This window comes from Streptomyces sp. NPDC043876 (assembly GCF_056435825.1).
Window position 1 is genome coordinate 158,651 of the sequence record NZ_JBWKDV010000006.1, and the last position, 18,137, is coordinate 176,787.

Sequence of the window (18,137 nt, forward strand, 5' to 3'; positions counted from 1 at the left end):
GTGAACGAGCGACCCGACGAGCGACCGGACGAGCGGGAGCTGCTGGAGCTGGCCCTGGAGGCCGCCCGGCGCGCCGGCGCGCTGCTGAAGGACGGCCGCCCGGCCGATCTGGCGGTGGCGGCGACCAAGAGCAGCCCGATCGACGTGGTGACCGAGATGGACATCGCGGCCGAGAAGCTGATCGCCGGACTCATCGCCGAGCACCGGCCCGCGGACGGGATCCTCGGCGAGGAGGGCGCGGACGCCCCCGGCACGAGCGGCGTGCGCTGGGTCGTCGACCCGCTGGACGGGACCGTGAACTACCTCTACGGCCTGCCGAGCTGGGGCGTCTCGATCGCCGCCGAGTACCGCGGCGACACGGTCGTGGGCGTGGTGGCGGCGCCGATGCGCGGCGAGACCTGCCACGCGGTGCGCGGCGGCGGGGCCTGGATGGACGGCGTACGGCTGCGCTGCCGGCCGGCCGCGCCGCTGGACGAGGCACTGGTGGCGACCGGTTTCGCGTACGTCCGCACGCGGCGCGAGCACCAGGCCGAGGTGGCCCGGCGGATCGTTCCGCAGGTGCGGGACATCCGCCGGGGCGGATCGGCCGCGCTGGACCTGTGCGACGTCGCCGCGGGCCGGCTGGACGCCTACTACGAGCGCGGGCTGAACCCCTGGGACCTGGCGGCGGGGGACCTGATCGCCCGCGAGGCGGGAGCCCTGACCGGGGGCCGGCCGGGGCGGCCCGCGTCCGGGGAACTGGTCGTCGCCGGCTCGCCGACCGTCTTCGCGGCGCTGCAACCGCTGCTCGAAGAGGCGGGGGCGTGGCACGACTGACCCCGCACACGCCGTACGGCCCCGGCGCGGAGCGCGCCGGGGCCGTACGGGACGGGCGGGGGTGAGGGTCGGGGCCGGGGCGGATCCCCGGGCCGGTGGCCGGTGGTCGGTCAGGCGGCTGAGGCGGAGACCTGCACCTGCACGCCGTGTTCGGCGGCGAGGCGCTGGAGGTCTTCCAGCTCCGCCTGCTCGACGTCCGCGAGGAAGTCGTCGCCCGCTGCGCGGGCCTGCATGAGGTCCGTCTGCGTGTTCCTGATGCGCTGCAGGAGACCCGCGGTGAATGCGTCCATGTGATGCGCCCCCTCTTCGTGGGTCGGTGGCGGCGGGCACGAGGCACGCCACTGTCAGGGAGGTGATCGGGGTGTTCTGACGTCCTCCCCGGGCCCCAGGGCGCGGAAACCTCGCGCGGTGGGGAAATCCCCCGTCGCCGTCCGCGGGAGCCGCCGAGGGGCGCCTTACAGCCGGTTTACGGCTGAAAGGGGCAGGATGGGCGGCGCAACACACGTGTGCCCCGCGGGGCTCGGAGGAAGGAAACGACGTGCGCGTACTCGTCGTCGAGGACGAGCAGCTGCTCGCCGATGCGGTGGCCACCGGACTGCGCCGCGAGGCCATGGCGGTGGACGTCGTGTACGACGGCGCGGCCGCCCTGGAGCGCGTCGGGGTGAACGACTACGACGTGGTGGTGCTGGACCGGGACCTCCCGCTCGTGCACGGCGACGACGTCTGCCGCAGGATCGTCGAGCTGGGCATGCCCACCCGGGTGCTCATGCTGACCGCCTCCGGTGACGTCAGCGACCGGGTCGAGGGCCTGGAGCTGGGCGCCGACGACTACCTGCCCAAGCCGTTCGCGTTCACCGAACTGACCGCGCGGGTGCGCGCGCTGGGACGGCGTACGACGGTGGCGCTGCCGCCCGTCCTGGAGCGGGCCGGCATCAAGCTCGACCCGAACCGGCGCGAGGTGTTCCGCGACGGCAAGGAGGTCCAGCTGGCGCCGAAGGAGTTCGCGGTGCTGGAGGTCCTGATGCGCAGCGAGGGCGCCGTGGTGTCCGCGGAGCAGCTGCTGGAGAAGGCCTGGGACGAGAACACCGACCCGTTCACCAACGTCGTGCGGGTGACCGTCATGACGCTGCGGCGCAAGCTGGGCGAGCCTCCGGTGATCGTGACCGTGCCGGGCTCCGGATACCGGATCTGATGCGGATGGCAGCCACTCCGGCGCCACCCCCGGCGCCACCGAAACCGACCTGGGACCCCGGCCAGCCCGAGGGTCCTTTCCCTTGGCTCAGGCCGACGATCCGCATACGCCTCACCCTGCTCTACGGCGGCATGTTCCTGATCGCGGGCATCCTGCTGCTGTCGATCATCTACCTGCTGGCCGCCCAGGCCCTGCGGGAGGGCAACGGGCTCCCGTTCAAGATCGTGGGCGGGACGCAGGTCCAGGTCTCCAGCAGCACCTGTCCGGGCGTGCAGTCGATCGAGCAGTCGCTCGACCGCTTCAACCAGGTGATCACCGAGTGCGTCAACGTCCAGCGCAAGCACGCGCTCGACGACCTGCTCAGCCGCTCGCTGATGGCCCTGCTGGGCCTCAGCATCATCGCGTTCGCCTTCGGCTACGCGATGGCCGGCCGGGTGCTGTCGCCGCTCGGCAAGATCACCCGGACCGCCCGGCGCGTGGTCGGCTCCGACCTGACCCGGCGGATCGAACTCGACGGGCCGGACGACGAGCTGAAGGAGCTCGCCGACACCTTCGACGAGATGCTCGACCGGCTGGAGCGGGCGTTCACCGCCCAGCAGCGGTTCGTCGCCAACGCCTCGCACGAGCTGCGGACCCCGCTGGCCATCAACCGGACACTGCTGGAGGTGCACCTCTCCGACCCCGGGGCACCGGTGGAGCTGCAGCAGCTCGGCAAGACGCTGCTGGCCACCAACGAGCGCAGCGAGCAGCTCGTCGAGGGCCTGCTGCTGCTCGCCCGCAGCGACAACCAGATCATCGAGCGCAAGCCGGTGGACCTCGCGGAGGTCGCTTCCCGGGCCCTGGACCAGGCACGGAACGAAGCGGCGGCCAAGGGGGTGGTGATACGCGGGGAGCGCGCGCCGGCCCTCGTCCAGGGCAACGGCGTGCTCCTGGAGCGGATCGCGCTCAACCTGGTGCAGAACGCCGTGCGGTACAACGTGCCGCAGGACGGCTGGGTCGAGGTCACCACCGAGGTGCAGCACGGCCAGGCGGTGCTGGTGGTATCGAACACGGGTCCCGTGGTTCCCGCGTACGAGATCGACAACCTCTTCGAGCCGTTCCGGCGGCTGCGCACGGAGCGCACGGGCAGCGACAAGGGCGTCGGGCTCGGACTTTCCATCGCGCGCTCGGTGGCCCGCGCGCACGGCGGGCGGATCCACGGAGAGCCGCGGGAGGGCGGTGGCCTCGTGATGCGTGTCACTCTGCCCATGTGACGAATGCACCCCGCGTTCGCTCGTGGCTGAACGTGAGAGCGGCCGCGGGAGTGGATTCTGTGTGATCGATCACAGTACCGGGTCGGGGATCATGTACGTTCAGTGACCCCCGGGACGGCCGGAACGCCCGGGAAGTCCGGGTTTCCGGCCCCCGCCATGGCGGGAAATACACGAGGTGGCACTCGTGCAAGGCGACCCCGGGACCGTGTACGGTCCCCGTCGTCATCCCAGCTGAGCGCTTCTTACGGCGAGCGGCTGGGTGTCGATTGAGTAACAGACCTTGATGTGAGGCAAAATCTCCGCCTCAGGTCGGGCACAAGTCCGGCCTCTCGCGCGTTACGTGCGCTGAGACACCGCTAAATCCCAGAGGGGGAGAGCGAATAATGGCAACGGACTACGACACCCCGCGCAAGACGGACGACGACGTCGACAACGACAGCATCGAAGAGCTGAAGGCTCGGCGCAACGAGAAGTCGTCCTCGACCGTCGACGTCGACGACTTCGACGCGGCGGAGGGCATGGAGCTCCCCGGTGCGGACCTCTCCAACGAGGAGCTGGCCGTCCGGGTCCTGCCCAAGCAGGCCGATGAGTTCACCTGCACGAACTGCTTCCTGGTCCACCACCGCAGCCAGCTGGCCCGAGAGAAGAACGGCCAGCCGATCTGCCGCGACTGCGACTAGGAGCGTCGGCCGTGACGGGCTCGACGCCTTTTCGCAGGCGCCGCCTGCGGAAACAGCATGATGATCCGGTGGAAACGCACGAGGGCGCCACGGACCCGGCAACGGGCCCCGAAGCACCCGGCGTGCCCGCCTTGCCCTCCGGGGCCGCAGGACTCGGGTCCTCGGCCACGGGGGCTGCCGAAGAGTCCCGGCGAGCCGCCGCGGCCCGCCGGCTGCACGCCGTCAAGAACGGGGTGCGCAAGGGCGGTGAGGGAGTCAGGGCCGCGGCCCTCTTCGTCACCGACCGGATCATCGAGAACGCCCCGCGCGTTCCGGTACGGGACCTCGCGACGCTGCGCGCGCAGTTCCCGGGCCTGGGTCCCGATCAGCTTGCCGACAAGCTGATCGCGGGCGCCGCCAACGCCAGCTCGACCGTCGGCGCGGGGATCGGTGCGGCGGCGATGCTGCCCGTACCGCCCGCCATGCCGGCGGAACTCGCCGCGGAGATCACCGGCGTCGCGGCGATCGAGTTGAAACTGATCGCCGAGCTCCACGAGGTCTACGGCCTGAGGCCGCCCGGCACGCTGAAGGAGCGCAGCCTCGGCTACCTCACCGCGTGGACGGAGGAGCGGGGCGTGGACCTCTCCAAGCCCACGACGCTCAACGCCGCCCTCGGCGGCCAGATGAAGCGCGAACTGCGCCAGCAGATCATGAAGCGCATGGTGCGCAACCTGCCGAACCTCATGCCGTTCATGGTCGGCGCCGCGGTCGGCGCGGTCATGAACCGCCGCGATACCCGCAAACTCGCCGAGAAGGTCCGGAGCGACCTGCGGACCCGGGCGGTGCCCTGGAGCGCGCTCCAGCAGCTGCCGCCCCTGGAACAGCCCCTCCAGCCCCTTCCCGAGGCCACCAGGGCCGCCCTCGAAGGCCCCGGAAAGCAAGCGCACGACTGAGACGGCCGAGGCGGCCGGGACCCGTGCGCATCCTCGGACGCCGCGGCGCCCCGGACTCCGGCCGCGCCCCGGACCTCCGCCGCGGCCGCTACGGGCGGGCCGCGCGCAGGGCCGCCGCCAGGGCCTGCGGCTCCCGCGTGGAGACGTACACGTACGGGGTCGGGTCCGCCGGGTCGGTGACCTCCACCCGCACGGCCGTCGGCACGTAGCTGCGCATCAGCATGAAGGCGCGGGTGTCGGCCTTGTACGTGCGCCAGGCGCGCGCCTCCTCGGCGTCCAGCACCTCGGGTTCGCCCAGCGCCGTGACCGGGATCCGCGCGTCCCCGACGCTCAGGGCCCCGTTCACCACGCGGACCCGGGCGGACCCGTACGCACTCACCGCCAGGCCGGCCAGGGCGGTCCCGCCGACCAGCCCGGCCAGCAGGGGCAGCGTGCCCAGCGGCAGCATCATCAGCGCGCACGACAGACCCAGCAGGACGGCGATCCCCCACCAGGCGCGGGGGGCGGTCAGTCGTTCGTCGTGGTGCGCGGGGGAGAGCTGCATGGCTCCAAGCTTGGCACGGGGCGACCCGTGGCCGGTGGCGCGGGTAAGGTCTGCGGCTGTGAGTGGACGAAACACAGCGTTGACGCCTCCCGCCGACGCCGCGGCGCCGGTGCGGCACCCCGATGCCCCGGCCCCCGGGGAACTCCTCGGCGCGCACTACGAGCACTGCTTCGGCTGCGGCGAGGGGCAGCCGCACGGGCTGCACCTGGCGGCCAGGGCCGGCGAAGGCGTGCGGGTCACCGCCGAGTTCACCGTCAAGCCCGCCCACCAGGGCGCCCCGGGCCTGGCCCACGGCGGTGTGCTCGCCACGGCGCTCGACGAGACGCTCGGGTCCCTGAACTGGCTGCTGCGCGTGATCGCGGTGACCGGGCGGCTGGAGACCGACTTCGTGCGGCCCGTGCCCGTCGACACCGTGCTGTACCTGGAGGCCGAGGTCACCGCGGTCGCCGGACGGAAGATCTACTCCACGGCCGTCGGCCGGATAGGCGGCCCGCAGGGCCCGGTCGCGGTCCGCGCCGAGGCCCTGTTCATCGAGGTCAAGGTCGACCACTTCATCGACAACGGACGACCCGAGGAGATCCGGGCGGCGATGGCCGACCCGGACCAGGCCAAGCGCGCTCGCGCCTTCGAGGTGAACCCCTGATGTCCCAGAACACCCACGCCCCCGTCGACGTGCTCATCCGCCGCGTCGACCCCGAGGTGCCCCTGCCCGCCTACGGGCACCCCGGCGACGCCGGCTGCGACCTGGTCACCACCGAGGCCGCGTCGCTCGCTCCCGGCGAGCGGGCCGTGCTGCCCACCGGCATCTCCATCGCGCTGCCCGACGGGTACGCCGCCTTCGTGCACCCGCGCTCCGGGCTGGCCGCACGCTGCGGGCTCGCGCTCGTGAATGCCCCGGGGACGGTGGATGCCGGGTACCGTGGGGAGATCAAGGTGATCGTGGTCAATCTCGACCCGCGCGAGAGCGTACGGTTCGAGCGTTTCGACCGCATTGCCCAGCTGGTTGTCCAGCGGGTCGAGAGGGTGCGCTTCCACGAGGTGGCGGAACTTCCCGGCTCGGCACGGGCCGAGGGGGGTTTCGGCTCCACCGGCGGTCATGCGGCCGTGGCCGGATCGAGCGCTGGTCAACAGGGTGGGAATGGCTACGCTTCGGTCGTAACCGACCGGGAAGGACAGTGACGTGTTCGGACGTCGCAAGAAGAACGACTCCGTCAACGACGGCGGCGCGGCCGAGCAGGTCGACGGCATCGAGGCCGAGGGCCGGGACGTCGCCGACGACTCCGCCGCGGACGAGCCGCGCAGGCTGAACCTGCCGCCGGCCCCGCGTCCGGACGGTCCCTGGGACGACTCCGAGGTCTCGGCTCCGGCCGAGGGCCGGGTCGACCTGGGCGGGATCCTGGTTCCGGGTGTCGAGGGCATGGAGCTGCGCGTCGAGGTCGCCGGGGACGCGATCGTCGCCGCGACCGTCGTGCTGCACGACAGCGCGGTGCAGCTGCAGGCCTTCGCGGCGCCCAAGAAGGAAGGCATCTGGGGCGAGGTCCGCGAGGAGATCGCCGCGGGCATCACCCAGCAGGGCGGCATCATCGAAGAGGTCCAGGGACCGCTGGGCTGGGAGCTGCGCGCGCAGGTCCCCGTCCCGCTGCCGGACGGCCAGACCGGCGCCCAGCTGGTCCGCTTCGTCGGTGTCGACGGACCGCGCTGGTTCCTGCGCGGCGTCATCTCCGGCCAGGGCGCGGTGCGTCCCGAGGCCGCCGGGGTGCTGGAGCAGATCTTCCGCGACACCGTCGTGGTGCGCGGGGAGGGCCCGATGGCCCCGCGCGACCCGATCGTCCTGAAGCTGCCGAACGACGCCCAGATGGTGCCGGACGGCGTGCAGACGGAGGAGCAGGAGGGCTCGCGCTTCTCCGGCGGCATGGGCCAGCTGGAGCGCGGACCGGAGATCACCGAGGTCCGCTGAGACCCGGCAGACGCGTCACGGCCGTGGGCCGCACCCCCCAGGGGGCGCGGCCCACGGCCGTTCGCGTCCCCCGGCGCCCGCGTCAGGGAAGCGTCAGGGATGGCCGCACGGGCCGTCATCCGCGCGTGTGCGCCCGACTCGTCCCGGAGAATGGGCGCATGGGACGCGGCAGACTACGGATATACCTCGGCGCGGCGCCCGGTGTGGGCAAGACCTACGCGATGCTGTCCGAGGGCCACCGCCGGGTGGAGCGGGGCACCGACTGCGTCGTGGGCTTCGTCGAGCACCACGGGCGCCCGCGCACCGAGGTGATGCTGCACGGCCTGGAGCAGGTGCCGCGCCGCGCGGCGACGTACCGCGGCGCCGCCTTCACCGAGATGGACGTGGACGCGCTGCTCGCCCGCGCGCCCGCCATAGCCCTGGTGGACGAGCTGGCGCACACCAACGTGCCGGGCTCGCGCAACGCCAAGCGCTGGCAGGACGTCGAAGAGCTGCTTAAGGCCGGCATCGACGTCGTCTCCACGGTGAACATCCAGCACCTGGAGTCCCTCGGGGACGTCGTCGAGGCGATCACCGGGGTCCGCCAGCGCGAGACCGTACCCGACGAGGTGGTCCGGCGGGCCGACCAGATCGAACTGGTCGACATGTCGCCCCAGGCGCTGCGGCGCCGGATGGCGCACGGCAACGTCTACCGGCCCGACAAGGTCGACGCGGCCCTGTCCAACTACTTCCGGCCGGGCAACCTCACGGCGCTGCGCGAACTGGCGCTGCTGTGGGTGGCCGACCGGGCCGACGAGTACCTCCAGCAGTACCGCGGCGAGCACGGCATCCGCTCCACCTGGCAGGCGCGCGAGCGGATCGTCGTCGGTCTCACCGGCGGTGCGGAGGGGCGCACGCTCATCCGCCGGGCGGCCCGGATGGCCGCCAAGGGCTCCGGCAGCGAGATCATGGGCGTCTACATCGCCCGCAGCGACGGGCTGACGGCGGCCTCGCCGAAGGAGCTGGCGGTCCAGCGGACCCTGCTCGAAGATCTTGGCGGAACGTTTCACCATGTGATCGGCGACAACATCCCCGACGCCCTCCTGGAATTCGCCAAGGGGGTCAACGCCACCCAGGTCGTCCTCGGCTCCAGCCGCCGCAAGTCCTGGCAGTACGTCTTCGGTCCCGGCGTCGGCGCCACTGTCGCCCGGGACTCCGGCCCCGACCTCGACGTCCACATCGTCACCCACGAGGCGGTGGCCAGGGGCCGCGGCCTGCCCGTCGTGCGCTCCGCGGCCCGGCTCGGGCGCCACCGGATCGTGGCGGGCTGGGTGGTGGGCGTCCTGCTGCCGGCGCTGCTCGCGCTGCTGCTCACGCACGTCGACTCCGATCCCGGCCTCGCCAACGAGATGCTGCTCTTCCTCTCGCTGACGGTCGCCGCCGCCCTGCTCGGCGGGCTCTGGCCGGCGCTGGCCTCGGCGGCCTTCGGGTCGCTGCTGCTCAACTTCTACTTCGCCCCGCCGGTGCACCGGTTCACCGTCTCGGACCCCAAGAACATCGTGGCCATCGCGGTCTTCTTCGGGGTGGCCGTGTCGGTGGCCTCGGTGGTCGACCTGGCCGCCCGGCGCACCCACCAGGCGGCCCGGCTGCGCGCCGAGTCCGAGATCCTCTCCTTCCTCGCGGGCAGCGTCCTGCGCGGCGAGACCACCCTCGACGCCCTGCTGGAGCGGGTCCGGGAAACCTTCGCCATGGAGTCCGTGGCCCTGCTGGAACGGGCGGGCGACGTCGACCCCTGGGTCCGGGCGGGCAGCGTCGGCCCGGACCCGGTCGCCCGCCCCGAGGACGCCGATGTGGACATGCCCATCGGGGACCACATGGCGCTCGCCCTGAGCGGGCGCGTGCTGCCCGCGGAGGACCGCCGCGTGCTGGGCGCCTTCGCCGCACAGGCCGCCGTCGTACTGGACCGCCAGCGCCTGGTCGGCGAGGCCGAGGGCGCCCGCCGGATGGCCGAGGGCAACCGGATCCGCACTGCCCTGCTCGCCGCCGTCAGCCACGACCTGCGGACCCCGCTGGCCTCGATCAAGGCCTCCGTCAGCTCGCTGCGCTCCGAGGACGTGGAGTGGTCCGAGGAGGACCGGGCGGAGCTGCTGGCGGGCATCGAGGAGGGCGCCGACCGGCTCGACCACCTCGTGGGCAACCTGCTCGACATGTCCCGGCTGCAGACCGGCACGGTCACCCCGCTGATCCGGGAGATCGACCTCGACGAGGTGGTCCCGATGGCGCTGGGCGGCGTACCGGAGGACAGCGTCGTGCTGGACGTGCCGGAGTGGCTGCCGATGGTCGCGGTGGATCCGGGGCTGCTGGAGCGGGCCGTCGCGAACGTCGTGGAGAACGCCGTCAAGTACAGCCCCGGCGGGGAACCCGTGACCGTCGCCGCGAGTTTCCTGGGTGACCGGGTCGAGGTCCGCGTGGTGGACCGGGGGCCCGGCGTCCCCGACGAGGCCAAGGACACGATCTTCGCCCCCTTCCAGCGCCACGGGGACGCCCCGCGCGGCGCCGGGGTCGGTCTCGGGCTCGCCGTCGCCCGGGGCTTCGCCGAGGCCATGGGCGGCGCCCTCGCCGCCGAGGACACCCCCGGCGGCGGACTCACCATGGTGCTCACCCTGCGCGCCGCCGCCCCGGCCGGGGGAGGGCCGCGCCCGGGCGGGGACCACCTCCCCGCCCCGCCCGACCCTCCCGCACCGACCGGACTCCCCGCACCGACCGACGTACGACAGAAGGCAGGACCTCGATGACCCGGGTGCTCGTGGTGGACGACGAGCCGCAGATCGTCCGAGCCCTCGTGATCAACCTCAAGGCGCGCAAGTACGAGGTCGACGCCGCCGCCGACGGGGCGCAGGCCCTGGAGCTGGCCGCGGCCCGCCACCCCGACGTGATCGTCCTCGACCTCGGCCTGCCCGACATGGACGGCGTCGAGGTGATCAAGGGGCTGCGCGGCTGGACCCGGGTTCCCATCCTTGTGCTCTCGGCCCGTCACAGCTCCGACGAGAAGGTCGAGGCGCTCGACGCGGGAGCCGACGACTACGTCACCAAGCCCTTCGGCATGGACGAGCTGCTCGCCCGGCTGCGGGCCGCCGTCCGCCGGGCCGAACCCGGCCCGGGCGCCGGCGGGGACGAGGTGGTCGTGGAGACCGCGGGCTTCACCGTGGACCTGGCCGCCAAGAAGGCGGTGCGCGAGGGGCGCGACGTACGGCTTACCCCCACCGAGTGGCACCTGCTGGAGGTCCTGGTCCGCAACGGGGGCAAGCTCGTCAGCCAGAAGCAGCTGCTCCAGGAGGTCTGGGGGCCCTCGTACGGCACGGAATCCAACTACCTCCGGGTCTACATGGCGCAGCTGCGCCGCAAACTGGAGGCCGACCCCTCGCACCCGCGGCACTTCATCACCGAACCGGGCATGGGATACCGCTTCGAGAGGTAGCCGACGCGCCGGTACGCTTCCTGTATGAGTGCTGAACCGCGTCCCGAGAAGCCCGCGAAACCGGCCAGGCCGGGGGGCCGGTTCCGCCGGATGATAGAGCGGCTCTCCACCTCCCAGGAGGAGCTGCATTCGGCGGAGCTGCAGGAGGACGCAGAAGCCGCGGGATGCACGCGGATCTGCGACTGCGACGACCGCCAGATAGTCAAGGTGACCGGTACGCTGCGCACGGTCACCTTGCGGCCGCGGGCCGGCGTGCCCGCGCTGGAGGCGGAGCTGTTCGACGGCTCCGCCGCGCTGGACGTGGTCTGGCTCGGCCGTCGCTCGATCGTGGGTATCGAGCCGGGCAGGCGCATGATCGCCTCCGGGCGGATCTCGCTGAGCCATGGGCGCCGGGTCCTCTTCAACCCGAAGTACGAACTCCGACCGCTCGGACAGGAGCACTAGCCGGTGACGTCACTCGACAAACCGACCCATCAGCAGCCGGCGGCCCCGCAGCCCGGGACCCCCGCGCCGGACGCGCAGGCCCCGGCGGCGCAGCCGACCGAGGACCAGAAGGCCGTGACGCAGGCGGCGCTCTTCGACGCCTTCGGCGGCATCCGGGGCACGGTCGAGACCATGCTCCCGGGCCTGCTCTTCGTCATGATCTACACGATCAACAAGAACGTGACCATGTCCGCCATCGCGGCGGGCGCCGTGGCGGTCCTGCTGGTCATCGTGCGGCTCGCCCGCAAGGACACCGTCAAGCACGCCTTCAGCGGCGTGTTCGGCGTCGGCGTGGGCGTGGCCTTTGCCCTCTTCACCGGCACCGCCAAGGGCTTCTACCTGCCGGGCATGATCTACGGCGCCGGACTCGGCGTGGCCTTCACGCTGTCCGCGCTCGTCGGCTTCCCGCTGCTCGGCGTGATGCTGGGGCCGGTCTTCAAGGAGAACCTGTCCTGGCGCACCCGCAATCCGGGACGCAAGAAGGCCTACGTCAAGGCCAGCCTGGCCTGGGGCCTGATCTTCATCACCAAGTACGCGATCCTCTTCCCGCTGTACTTCTGGGGGGACGAGACGCAGCTGGGCTGGGTGCTGATCGCGCTCAAGCTGCCGCCGATGGTGCTGGCCGTGTACTTCACCTGGCTGTTCCTGGCGACGGCGCCGCCGCCCATCAACGTGATGGCGGAGTGGGAGGCCGAGGAGGCCGCCGAGAAGGAGCGCAAGGCCGCGGCGAAGGCCGCGAAGGCGCGCCACCGGCAGGTCTGAGCACCCGCCGGGCCCGGATCGCGGGGCACGGCAGGGGAGGGCAGGACCGACGAAGGGCGGGTGGCCACCGGGCCACCCGCCCTTCCGCGTGCGCGGGTCCGTACGCGTGCGCGGGCACGTACGTACGCGTGAACTCCGCGCCCGGCGTCAGCGCCGGGCCTGGAGGAGTTCCTCCAGCTGCTCCTCGCGGGCCTGGGCGGCCACGAAGAGGAGTTCGTCGCCGGACTCCAGGGTCTCCTCGGGGTGCGGGGTGAGCACCCGGTTGCCGCGGATGATCGTGACCAGCGAGGTGTCCTCGGGCCAGCTGATCTCGCTGATCTGGGTCCCGGCGACCGGGGACTCCGGCGGCAGGGTCAGCTCGACGAGGTTGGCGTCGCCGTGGCTGAAGCGCAGCAGCCGGACCAGGTCGCCGACGCTCACCGCCTCCTCGACCAGGGCGGACATCAGGCGCGGGGTGGAGACGGCGACGTCCACGCCCCAGGCCTCGTTGAAGAGCCACTCGTTCTTCGGGTTGTTGACGCGGGCCACCACGCGCGGCACCCCGTACTCGGTCTTCGCGAGCAGCGAAACGACGAGGTTGACCTTGTCGTCACCGGTGGCGGCGATGACCACGTTGCAGCGCTGGAGCGCGGCCTCGTCCAGCGAGGTGATCTCGCAGGCGTCGGCCAGCAGCCACTCGGCCTGCGGCACCCGCTCGACCGAAATGGCGGTCGGAGCCTTGTCGACGAGGAGGACCTCGTGCCCGTTCTCCAGCAGTTCGCCCGCGATGGAGCGGCCCACGGCGCCGGCACCGGCGATCGCGACCCTCATGCGTGTGCCTCCTCGGGGCCTTCGGCGAAGGCCGCCTCGACCTTGTCGATCTCGTCCGTGCGCATCATCACGTGGACGAGGTCGCCTTCCTGGAGCACGGTCTGGGAGGTCGGCAGCGTCGCCTCGCCCAGCCGGGTGAGGAACGCGACGCGGACGCCGGTCTCCTCCTGCAGATCGCTCACCTTGCGCCCGATCCAGGCGGCGGAGGTGTGCACCTCGGCCAGCTGGACGCCGCCGCTCGGGTCGCGCCACAGCGGCTCGGCCCCGGACGGCAGCAGCCGGCGCAGCATCTGGTCGGCGGTCCACCGCACGGTCGCGACGGTGGGAATGCCCAGGCGCTGGTAGACCTCGGCGCGCTTGGGGTCGTAGATGCGGGCGGCGACGTTCTCGACGCCGAACATCTCCCGGGCCACCCGGGCGGCGATGATGTTGGAATTGTCACCACTGCTGACCGCGGCGAAGGCCCCCGCCTCCTCGATGCCGGCCTCGCGCAGGGTGTCCTGGTCGAAGCCGACGCCGGTGACGCGGCGGCCCCCGAAGGACGCCCCCAGCCGGCGGAACGCGGTGGGGTCCTGGTCGACGACGGCGACCGTGTGCCCCTGCTGCTCCAAGGTCTGCGCGAGGGCGGAGCCCACTCTTCCGCAGCCCATAATGACGATGTGCACGGCCGTCCTTCCGGCTGTCGGCGGCTGGCGGCCTGCCGTGGGATTGCCTTTCGGGCTTCCGTCGGGTTCCACGGGGACCAGCCTTGTTTCCTGCTCAGGCTTAACAGGGTCTCAGACCATGGCCCAAGCTACACACGGGCGGTCACCGGTGGGGGCTCTGTGTCGTCTCCCGGGCTCCCGCGGCCGGCAAATGCGTCGGCACGGGGGTGGTGGTTGGCCAGGGGAAATTCCCAACGCTTACGATCCTCTGCGTGTCCAAACTGACCGACGTGCCCAAACGGATCCTGATCGGCCGGGCGCTACGCAGCGACCGCCTCGGAGAAACGCTGCTCCCCAAGCGGATCGCCCTCCCCGTCTTCGCCTCCGACCCGCTCTCCTCAGTGGCATATGCCCCTGGCGAGGTACTGCTGGTCCTGTCGATCGCGGGCGTGTCGGCGTACCACTTCAGCCCCTGGATCGCGGTGGCGGTCGTGGTGCTGATGTTCACCGTGGTCGCTTCCTACCGGCAGAACGTCCACGCCTACCCCAGCGGCGGCGGCGACTACGAGGTCGCCAACACCAACCTCGGCCCCCAGGCGGGCCTCACCGTCGCCAGCGCCCTGCTGGTCGACTACATCCTGACCGTCGCCGTCTCCATTTCCTCCGGCGTCGAGAACCTCGGCTCCGCCGTCGATTTCGTCATCGAGCACAAGGTGCTCTCGGCGATGATCATGATTCTGCTCCTCACGCTGATGAATCTGCGCGGGGTGAAGGAATCCGGGAACCTCTTCGCCATCCCGACCTACATCTTCGTCGGCGCGGTATTCGTGATGATCGCGTGGGGTGCCTGGCGCGGCCTCGTCATGGACGACACCATGCGGGCCCCGACCGCCCATCTGGAGATCAAGGCGGAACACCAGGGGCTGGCCGGCTTCGCGCTGGTCTTCCTGCTGCTCCGGGCCTTCTCGTCCGGCTGCGCCGCCCTCACCGGCGTCGAGGCCATCAGCAACGGCGTCCCCGCCTTCCGCAAGCCCAAGAGCAAGAACGCGGCCACCACCCTCGCGCTGATGGGCGGCCTGGCCGTCACCATGTTCTGCGGCATCATCGCCCTGGCCATGGCCACCGACGTGAAGATGGCCGAGACGCCCGGCACGGACCTGCTGGACAAGGGGGTCCCCGTCGGTTCCGGATTCGTCCAGCACCCGGTGATCTCCCAGGTCGCCGAAGCGGTCTTCGGCAACGGCAGCTTCCTCTTCATCGTGCTCGCCGCGGCCACCGCGCTCGTCCTCTTCCTGGCCGCCAACACCGCGTACAACGGCTTCCCGCTGCTCGGTTCGATCCTCGCCCAGGACCGCTACCTGCCGCGCCAGCTGCACACCCGGGGTGACCGCCTCGCCTTCTCCAACGGCATCGTGCTGCTCGCCGGCGCCGCGATGCTGCTGGTGTGGATCTACGACGCCGACTCCACCAAGCTCATCCAGCTCTACATCGTCGGCGTGTTCGTCTCCTTCACGCTCAGCCAGATCGGCATGGTCCGGCACTGGAACCGCCACCTGCGGACCGAGAAGGACACGGCGGCCCGCCGCCGGATGCACCGCTCCCGGGCGATCAACACCTTCGGCGCGATCTTCACCGGGCTGGTGCTGGTCGTCGTGCTCGCCACCAAGTTCACGCACGGCGCCTGGGTCGCCCTGCTCGGCATGGTGATCTTCTACGGCACGATGACCGCGATCCGGAAGCACTACGACCGGGTCTCCGCCGAGATCGCGGCCGCCGACGGCCCCTCCGAGGACAGCGTGCGGCCCTCCCGGGTCCACTCCATCGTCCTCGTCTCCAAGGTCCACAAGCCCACGCTGCGCGCCCTGGCCTTCGCCAAGCTGACCCGTTCGGACACCCTGGAGGCGCTCAGCATCAGCGTCGACCCGGCCGAGACGAAGGCGCTGCGCCAGGAGTGGGAGCGGCGCGGGATCAACGTCCCGCTCAAGATCCTCGACTCGCCGTACCGGGAGATCACCCGGCCGGTGGTGGAGTACGTGAAGGGGCTGCGCAGCGAGAACCCGCGCGACGCGGTCAGCGTCTACATCCCCGAGTACGTCGTCGGCCGCTGGTACGAGCACCTGCTGCACAACCAGAGCGCGCTGCGGCTCAAGGGGCGGCTGCTCTTCACCCCCGGTGTGATGGTCACCTCGGTGCCCTACCAGCTGGAGTCCTCCGAGCTGGCGAAGAAGCGCGCCAAGCGGCGCCAGGACTGGAACGCGCCCGGTGCGGTGCGCCGCGGTCCGGTGGACACCCCGCGCTCGCCCCGCCCGCCGAAGTCGAAGGACAAGGACGCGGCGTCGAAGTAGCGCCTCCCCGGTCCGCCGGGCAGCCCGCACCGCGGGCCGCTCGGCGGGCGGGCGGATTGGTGAACGGCCGGACGAGATCCACGTAAACTGGTGGGTCGGCCGTCCGGCCGTTCTTCCTGCCCCGCCCTTGATCCTTGGAGTTCCCCCACCATGACCGAGCAGAACGAGACGAAGAAGTCACTGGTCGGGGAAGAGTACGAGGTCGAGGTCGGCGCCGTCGCCCACGGCGGCCACTGCATCGCCCGCACCGCCGAAGGACGGGTCCTGTTCGTCCGGCACACCCTGCCCGGCGAGAAGATCATCGCGAAGGTCACCGAAGGCGACGAGGACTCCCGCTTCCTGCGCGCCGACGCGATCACCGTGCTCGAAGCGTCCAAGGACCGGATCGAGGCGCCGTGTCCCTACGCCGGCCCGGGCAAGTGCGGCGGCTGCGACTGGCAGCACGCCAAGCCCGGCGCCCAGCGCCGGCTCAAGGGCGAGGTCGTGACCGAGCAGCTCCAGCGGCTGGCCGGGCTCACCCCCGAAGAGGCCGGCTGGGACGGTACGGTCCTGCCCGCCGAGGGCGACAAGCTGCCCGCCGGACAGGTGCCCGCCTGGCGCACCCGGGTGCAGTTCGCGATCGACGAGGACGGCCGCGCGGGCCTGCGCAAGCACCGCTCGCACGACATCCAGCCGGTCGACCACTGCATGATCGCCTCCCCGGGCGTCACCGAACTGGGCATCGAGAAGCGCGAGTGGCCCCAGCTGGCCGCCGTCGAGGCCGTCGCGGCCTCCGGCTCCGGCGACCGCCAGGTCATCCTCACCCCCCAGCCCGGCGGCCGGCTGCCGCTGGTCGAGCTGGACAAGCCCGTCTCGGTCCTGCGGGTCGAGGAGAAGGACGGCGGCGTCCACCGCGTCCACGGCCGCGCCTTCGTGCGCGAGCGCTCCGACGGCCGCACCTACCGCGTCGGCATGGGCGGCTTCTGGCAGATCCACCCGCAGGCCGCGGACACCCTGGTCAAGGCCGTCATGCAGGGCCTGATGCCGCGCAAGGGCGAAATGGCCCTGGACCTCTACTGCGGCGTCGGCATCTTCGCCGGCGCCCTGGCCGAGCGGCTGGGCGACACGGGCGCGGTGCTCGGCATCGAGTCGACGAAGCGCGCGGTCGAGGACGCCCGGCACAACCTCCAGGACATGGAGCGCGTCCGCATCGAACACGGCAAGGTCGAGCAGGTCCTGCCGCGCACCAAGATCAGCGAGTGCGACCTGATCGTCCTGGACCCGCCCCGCGCGGGCGCGGGCAAGCAGACCGTCCGCCACCTGGCCGGCCTCTCCCCCCGCCGCATCGCGTACGTGGCCTGCGACCCGGCGGCCCTGGCCCGCGACCTGGCGTACTTCAAGGACAACGGCTACAAGGTCCGCACGATGCGCGTCTTCGACCTCTTCCCGATGACGCACCACGTCGAGTGCGTGGCGATCCTTGAGCCCGTCAAGGAAGACGCCTGAGCTACAGGTTTGCCGATGCCCATTATGTGCGTTGTGGGCGTTACGAGCGATATCTGACGCGCGTGATGCACGTTTGGCGCACGCCGTCGGTGATGTCCGACGATCCGTCAGGTATGAAAGGGTGCACCCCACAGCAGGTCGTGAACTTGATGTGGGGCGCACCCCCTCTGTAGCGGGCGACCGATCCAGTCGGTGTCGGGCCGCGTTCCACCTTCTCTGCCCGATTACGCTCTGTGATACCGAGGGGCGCGCGACTAGTAGCCGGGACCGTAGGGTTCCATCCGTGCAGGAACGGCCGCAGGTCGCTGGCGCGAGGTTCGGGAATGTCGGGCAGGCGGAGCGTCCCGTGGAGCGAGTTCAGGCGCTCCGCGTGGTCGGCGGCCCAGGCGATCCATGCCTCGGCTCCGTCCCTCTTCGGTCCGGTCGCAGCTAAGTGGCGTGACCGGACTTGGCGGTTCGAGGTACTGAAGACCGCGGGAGAGTAGGTGCTCTCCGGCCTCGTACGCGAACTCGTCCGCTATGGCCTGTCGATGTGGTTCTAGGTCAGGCGGGAACGCGATCGCAGACGCGGCATCAAGTCGGCGATCCGCCTCCTGAGGAGGGTGGTGCGTACAGCCTGAGTGAAGGAGTACCCGAAGTCACTCCGGGTAGCGATGCAGGGCCGCCGCTGCGCAGACAGGTCAGTTCCGGGGTAGCCAGTGTGCGGCTCTCGGCGCCGGTCTCGTCTCGTCTCGTCAGAGGTCGATGCGATGCCCGATGCCGTTTGACAACGAGGGA

General features: G+C 71.5%; 18 protein-coding genes. 14 read left to right on the plus strand and 4 right to left on the minus strand.

The window, feature by feature from the left end:
• Nucleotides 1–816 carry an inositol monophosphatase family protein gene (locus tag AC0693_RS20320; protein ID WP_478802461.1) on the plus strand — a complete coding sequence of 272 codons (816 nt, stop codon included), beginning with the start codon at nucleotides 1–3 and terminating at the stop codon, nucleotides 814–816.
• Nucleotides 817–926: 110 nt separating this feature from the next.
• On the opposite strand, the gene AC0693_RS20325 is transcribed toward AC0693_RS20320, so the two are convergent.
• Nucleotides 927–1,106: a hypothetical protein gene (locus tag AC0693_RS20325; RefSeq protein ID WP_356406212.1), complete on the minus strand. Its 180-nt coding sequence runs from the start codon at nucleotides 1,104–1,106 to the stop codon at nucleotides 927–929.
• Nucleotides 1,107–1,354: 248 nt separating this feature from the next.
• On the opposite strand from AC0693_RS20325, the gene AC0693_RS20330 reads away from it, so the two are divergent.
• From AC0693_RS20330 to AC0693_RS20345, 4 genes are all read left to right on the plus strand, one after another.
• Entirely contained in the window at nucleotides 1,355–2,008 is a 654-nt protein-coding gene (locus tag AC0693_RS20330) for a response regulator transcription factor (protein ID WP_356406214.1), read from the plus strand.
• A 5-nt stretch (nucleotides 2,009–2,013) separates the two neighbouring features.
• Nucleotides 2,014–3,261: a sensor histidine kinase gene (locus AC0693_RS20335; protein WP_356406216.1), complete on the plus strand. Its 1,248-nt coding sequence runs from the start codon at nucleotides 2,014–2,016 to the stop codon at nucleotides 3,259–3,261.
• 383 nt (nucleotides 3,262–3,644) lie between these two features.
• Nucleotides 3,645–3,941, plus strand: a complete 297-nt coding sequence (locus AC0693_RS20340) for a DUF4193 domain-containing protein (RefSeq protein ID WP_283449648.1) — start codon at nucleotides 3,645–3,647, stop codon at nucleotides 3,939–3,941.
• A gap of 11 nt (nucleotides 3,942–3,952) precedes the next feature.
• Nucleotides 3,953–4,873, plus strand: a complete 921-nt coding sequence (locus AC0693_RS20345) for a hypothetical protein (protein ID WP_478742525.1) — start codon at nucleotides 3,953–3,955, stop codon at nucleotides 4,871–4,873.
• Between the two features lie 88 nt (nucleotides 4,874–4,961).
• On the opposite strand, the gene AC0693_RS20350 is transcribed toward AC0693_RS20345, so the two are convergent.
• Nucleotides 4,962–5,417 carry a DUF3093 domain-containing protein gene (locus tag AC0693_RS20350; RefSeq protein ID WP_356406220.1) on the minus strand — a complete coding sequence of 152 codons (456 nt, stop codon included), beginning with the start codon at nucleotides 5,415–5,417 and terminating at the stop codon, nucleotides 4,962–4,964.
• A gap of 58 nt (nucleotides 5,418–5,475) precedes the next feature.
• Here AC0693_RS20350 and AC0693_RS20355 point away from each other — a divergent pair, with 58 nt between their 5' ends.
• The 7 genes from AC0693_RS20355 to AC0693_RS20385 all read left to right on the plus strand — a co-directional run bounded on the left by AC0693_RS20355 (nucleotide 5,476) and on the right by AC0693_RS20385 (nucleotide 12,076).
• Nucleotides 5,476–6,060 (plus strand): PaaI family thioesterase, encoded by a 585-nt coding sequence (locus tag AC0693_RS20355; protein WP_356406222.1) that lies wholly within the window; start codon nucleotides 5,476–5,478, stop codon nucleotides 6,058–6,060.
• On the plus strand, nucleotides 6,060–6,596 hold the full coding sequence (gene dut, locus AC0693_RS20360; protein WP_356406224.1) for a dUTP diphosphatase: 537 nt from the start codon (nucleotides 6,060–6,062) through the stop codon (nucleotides 6,594–6,596). The genes AC0693_RS20355 and dut overlap by 1 nt, the downstream gene beginning before the upstream one ends.
• Nucleotide 6,597: 1 nt before the next feature.
• On the plus strand, nucleotides 6,598–7,374 hold the full coding sequence (locus tag AC0693_RS20365; protein WP_478802462.1) for a DUF3710 domain-containing protein: 777 nt from the start codon (nucleotides 6,598–6,600) through the stop codon (nucleotides 7,372–7,374).
• 158 nt (nucleotides 7,375–7,532) lie between these two features.
• Nucleotides 7,533–10,148, plus strand: coding sequence for a DUF4118 domain-containing protein (locus AC0693_RS20370; RefSeq protein WP_469319590.1), 2,616 nt, complete (start codon nucleotides 7,533–7,535; stop codon nucleotides 10,146–10,148).
• Nucleotides 10,145–10,831, plus strand: a complete 687-nt coding sequence (locus AC0693_RS20375; RefSeq protein WP_356406230.1) for a response regulator — start codon at nucleotides 10,145–10,147, stop codon at nucleotides 10,829–10,831. Before AC0693_RS20370 ends, AC0693_RS20375 begins: the two co-directional genes overlap by 4 nt.
• 24 nt (nucleotides 10,832–10,855) lie before the next feature.
• Nucleotides 10,856–11,275 carry an OB-fold nucleic acid binding domain-containing protein gene (locus tag AC0693_RS20380; RefSeq protein ID WP_356406232.1) on the plus strand — a complete coding sequence of 140 codons (420 nt, stop codon included), beginning with the start codon at nucleotides 10,856–10,858 and terminating at the stop codon, nucleotides 11,273–11,275.
• Between the two features lie 3 nt (nucleotides 11,276–11,278).
• Nucleotides 11,279–12,076, plus strand: coding sequence for a DUF3159 domain-containing protein (locus AC0693_RS20385; RefSeq protein ID WP_478802463.1), 798 nt, complete (start codon nucleotides 11,279–11,281; stop codon nucleotides 12,074–12,076).
• A gap of 147 nt (nucleotides 12,077–12,223) precedes the next feature.
• Here the strand turns inward: AC0693_RS20385 and AC0693_RS20390 are convergent, their stop codons facing one another.
• Together AC0693_RS20390 and AC0693_RS20395 are read right to left on the minus strand one after the other, a co-directional pair.
• Nucleotides 12,224–12,886 (minus strand): potassium channel family protein, encoded by a 663-nt coding sequence (locus tag AC0693_RS20390; protein ID WP_283449663.1) that lies wholly within the window; start codon nucleotides 12,884–12,886, stop codon nucleotides 12,224–12,226.
• Complete coding sequence (locus AC0693_RS20395) at nucleotides 12,883–13,551, minus strand: potassium channel family protein (RefSeq protein ID WP_356406236.1); 669 nt, start codon at nucleotides 13,549–13,551, stop codon at nucleotides 12,883–12,885. The genes AC0693_RS20390 and AC0693_RS20395 overlap by 4 nt, the downstream gene beginning before the upstream one ends.
• A gap of 251 nt (nucleotides 13,552–13,802) precedes the next feature.
• Between AC0693_RS20395 and AC0693_RS20400 the strand changes: the two genes are divergently transcribed.
• Nucleotides 13,803–15,875, plus strand: coding sequence for an APC family permease (locus AC0693_RS20400; RefSeq protein WP_468464966.1), 2,073 nt, complete (start codon nucleotides 13,803–13,805; stop codon nucleotides 15,873–15,875).
• A 150-nt stretch (nucleotides 15,876–16,025) separates the two neighbouring features.
• Nucleotides 16,026–17,360: a class I SAM-dependent RNA methyltransferase gene (locus AC0693_RS20405; protein ID WP_469336745.1), complete on the plus strand. Its 1,335-nt coding sequence runs from the start codon at nucleotides 16,026–16,028 to the stop codon at nucleotides 17,358–17,360.
• Nucleotides 17,361–18,137 lie beyond the last annotated feature (777 nt).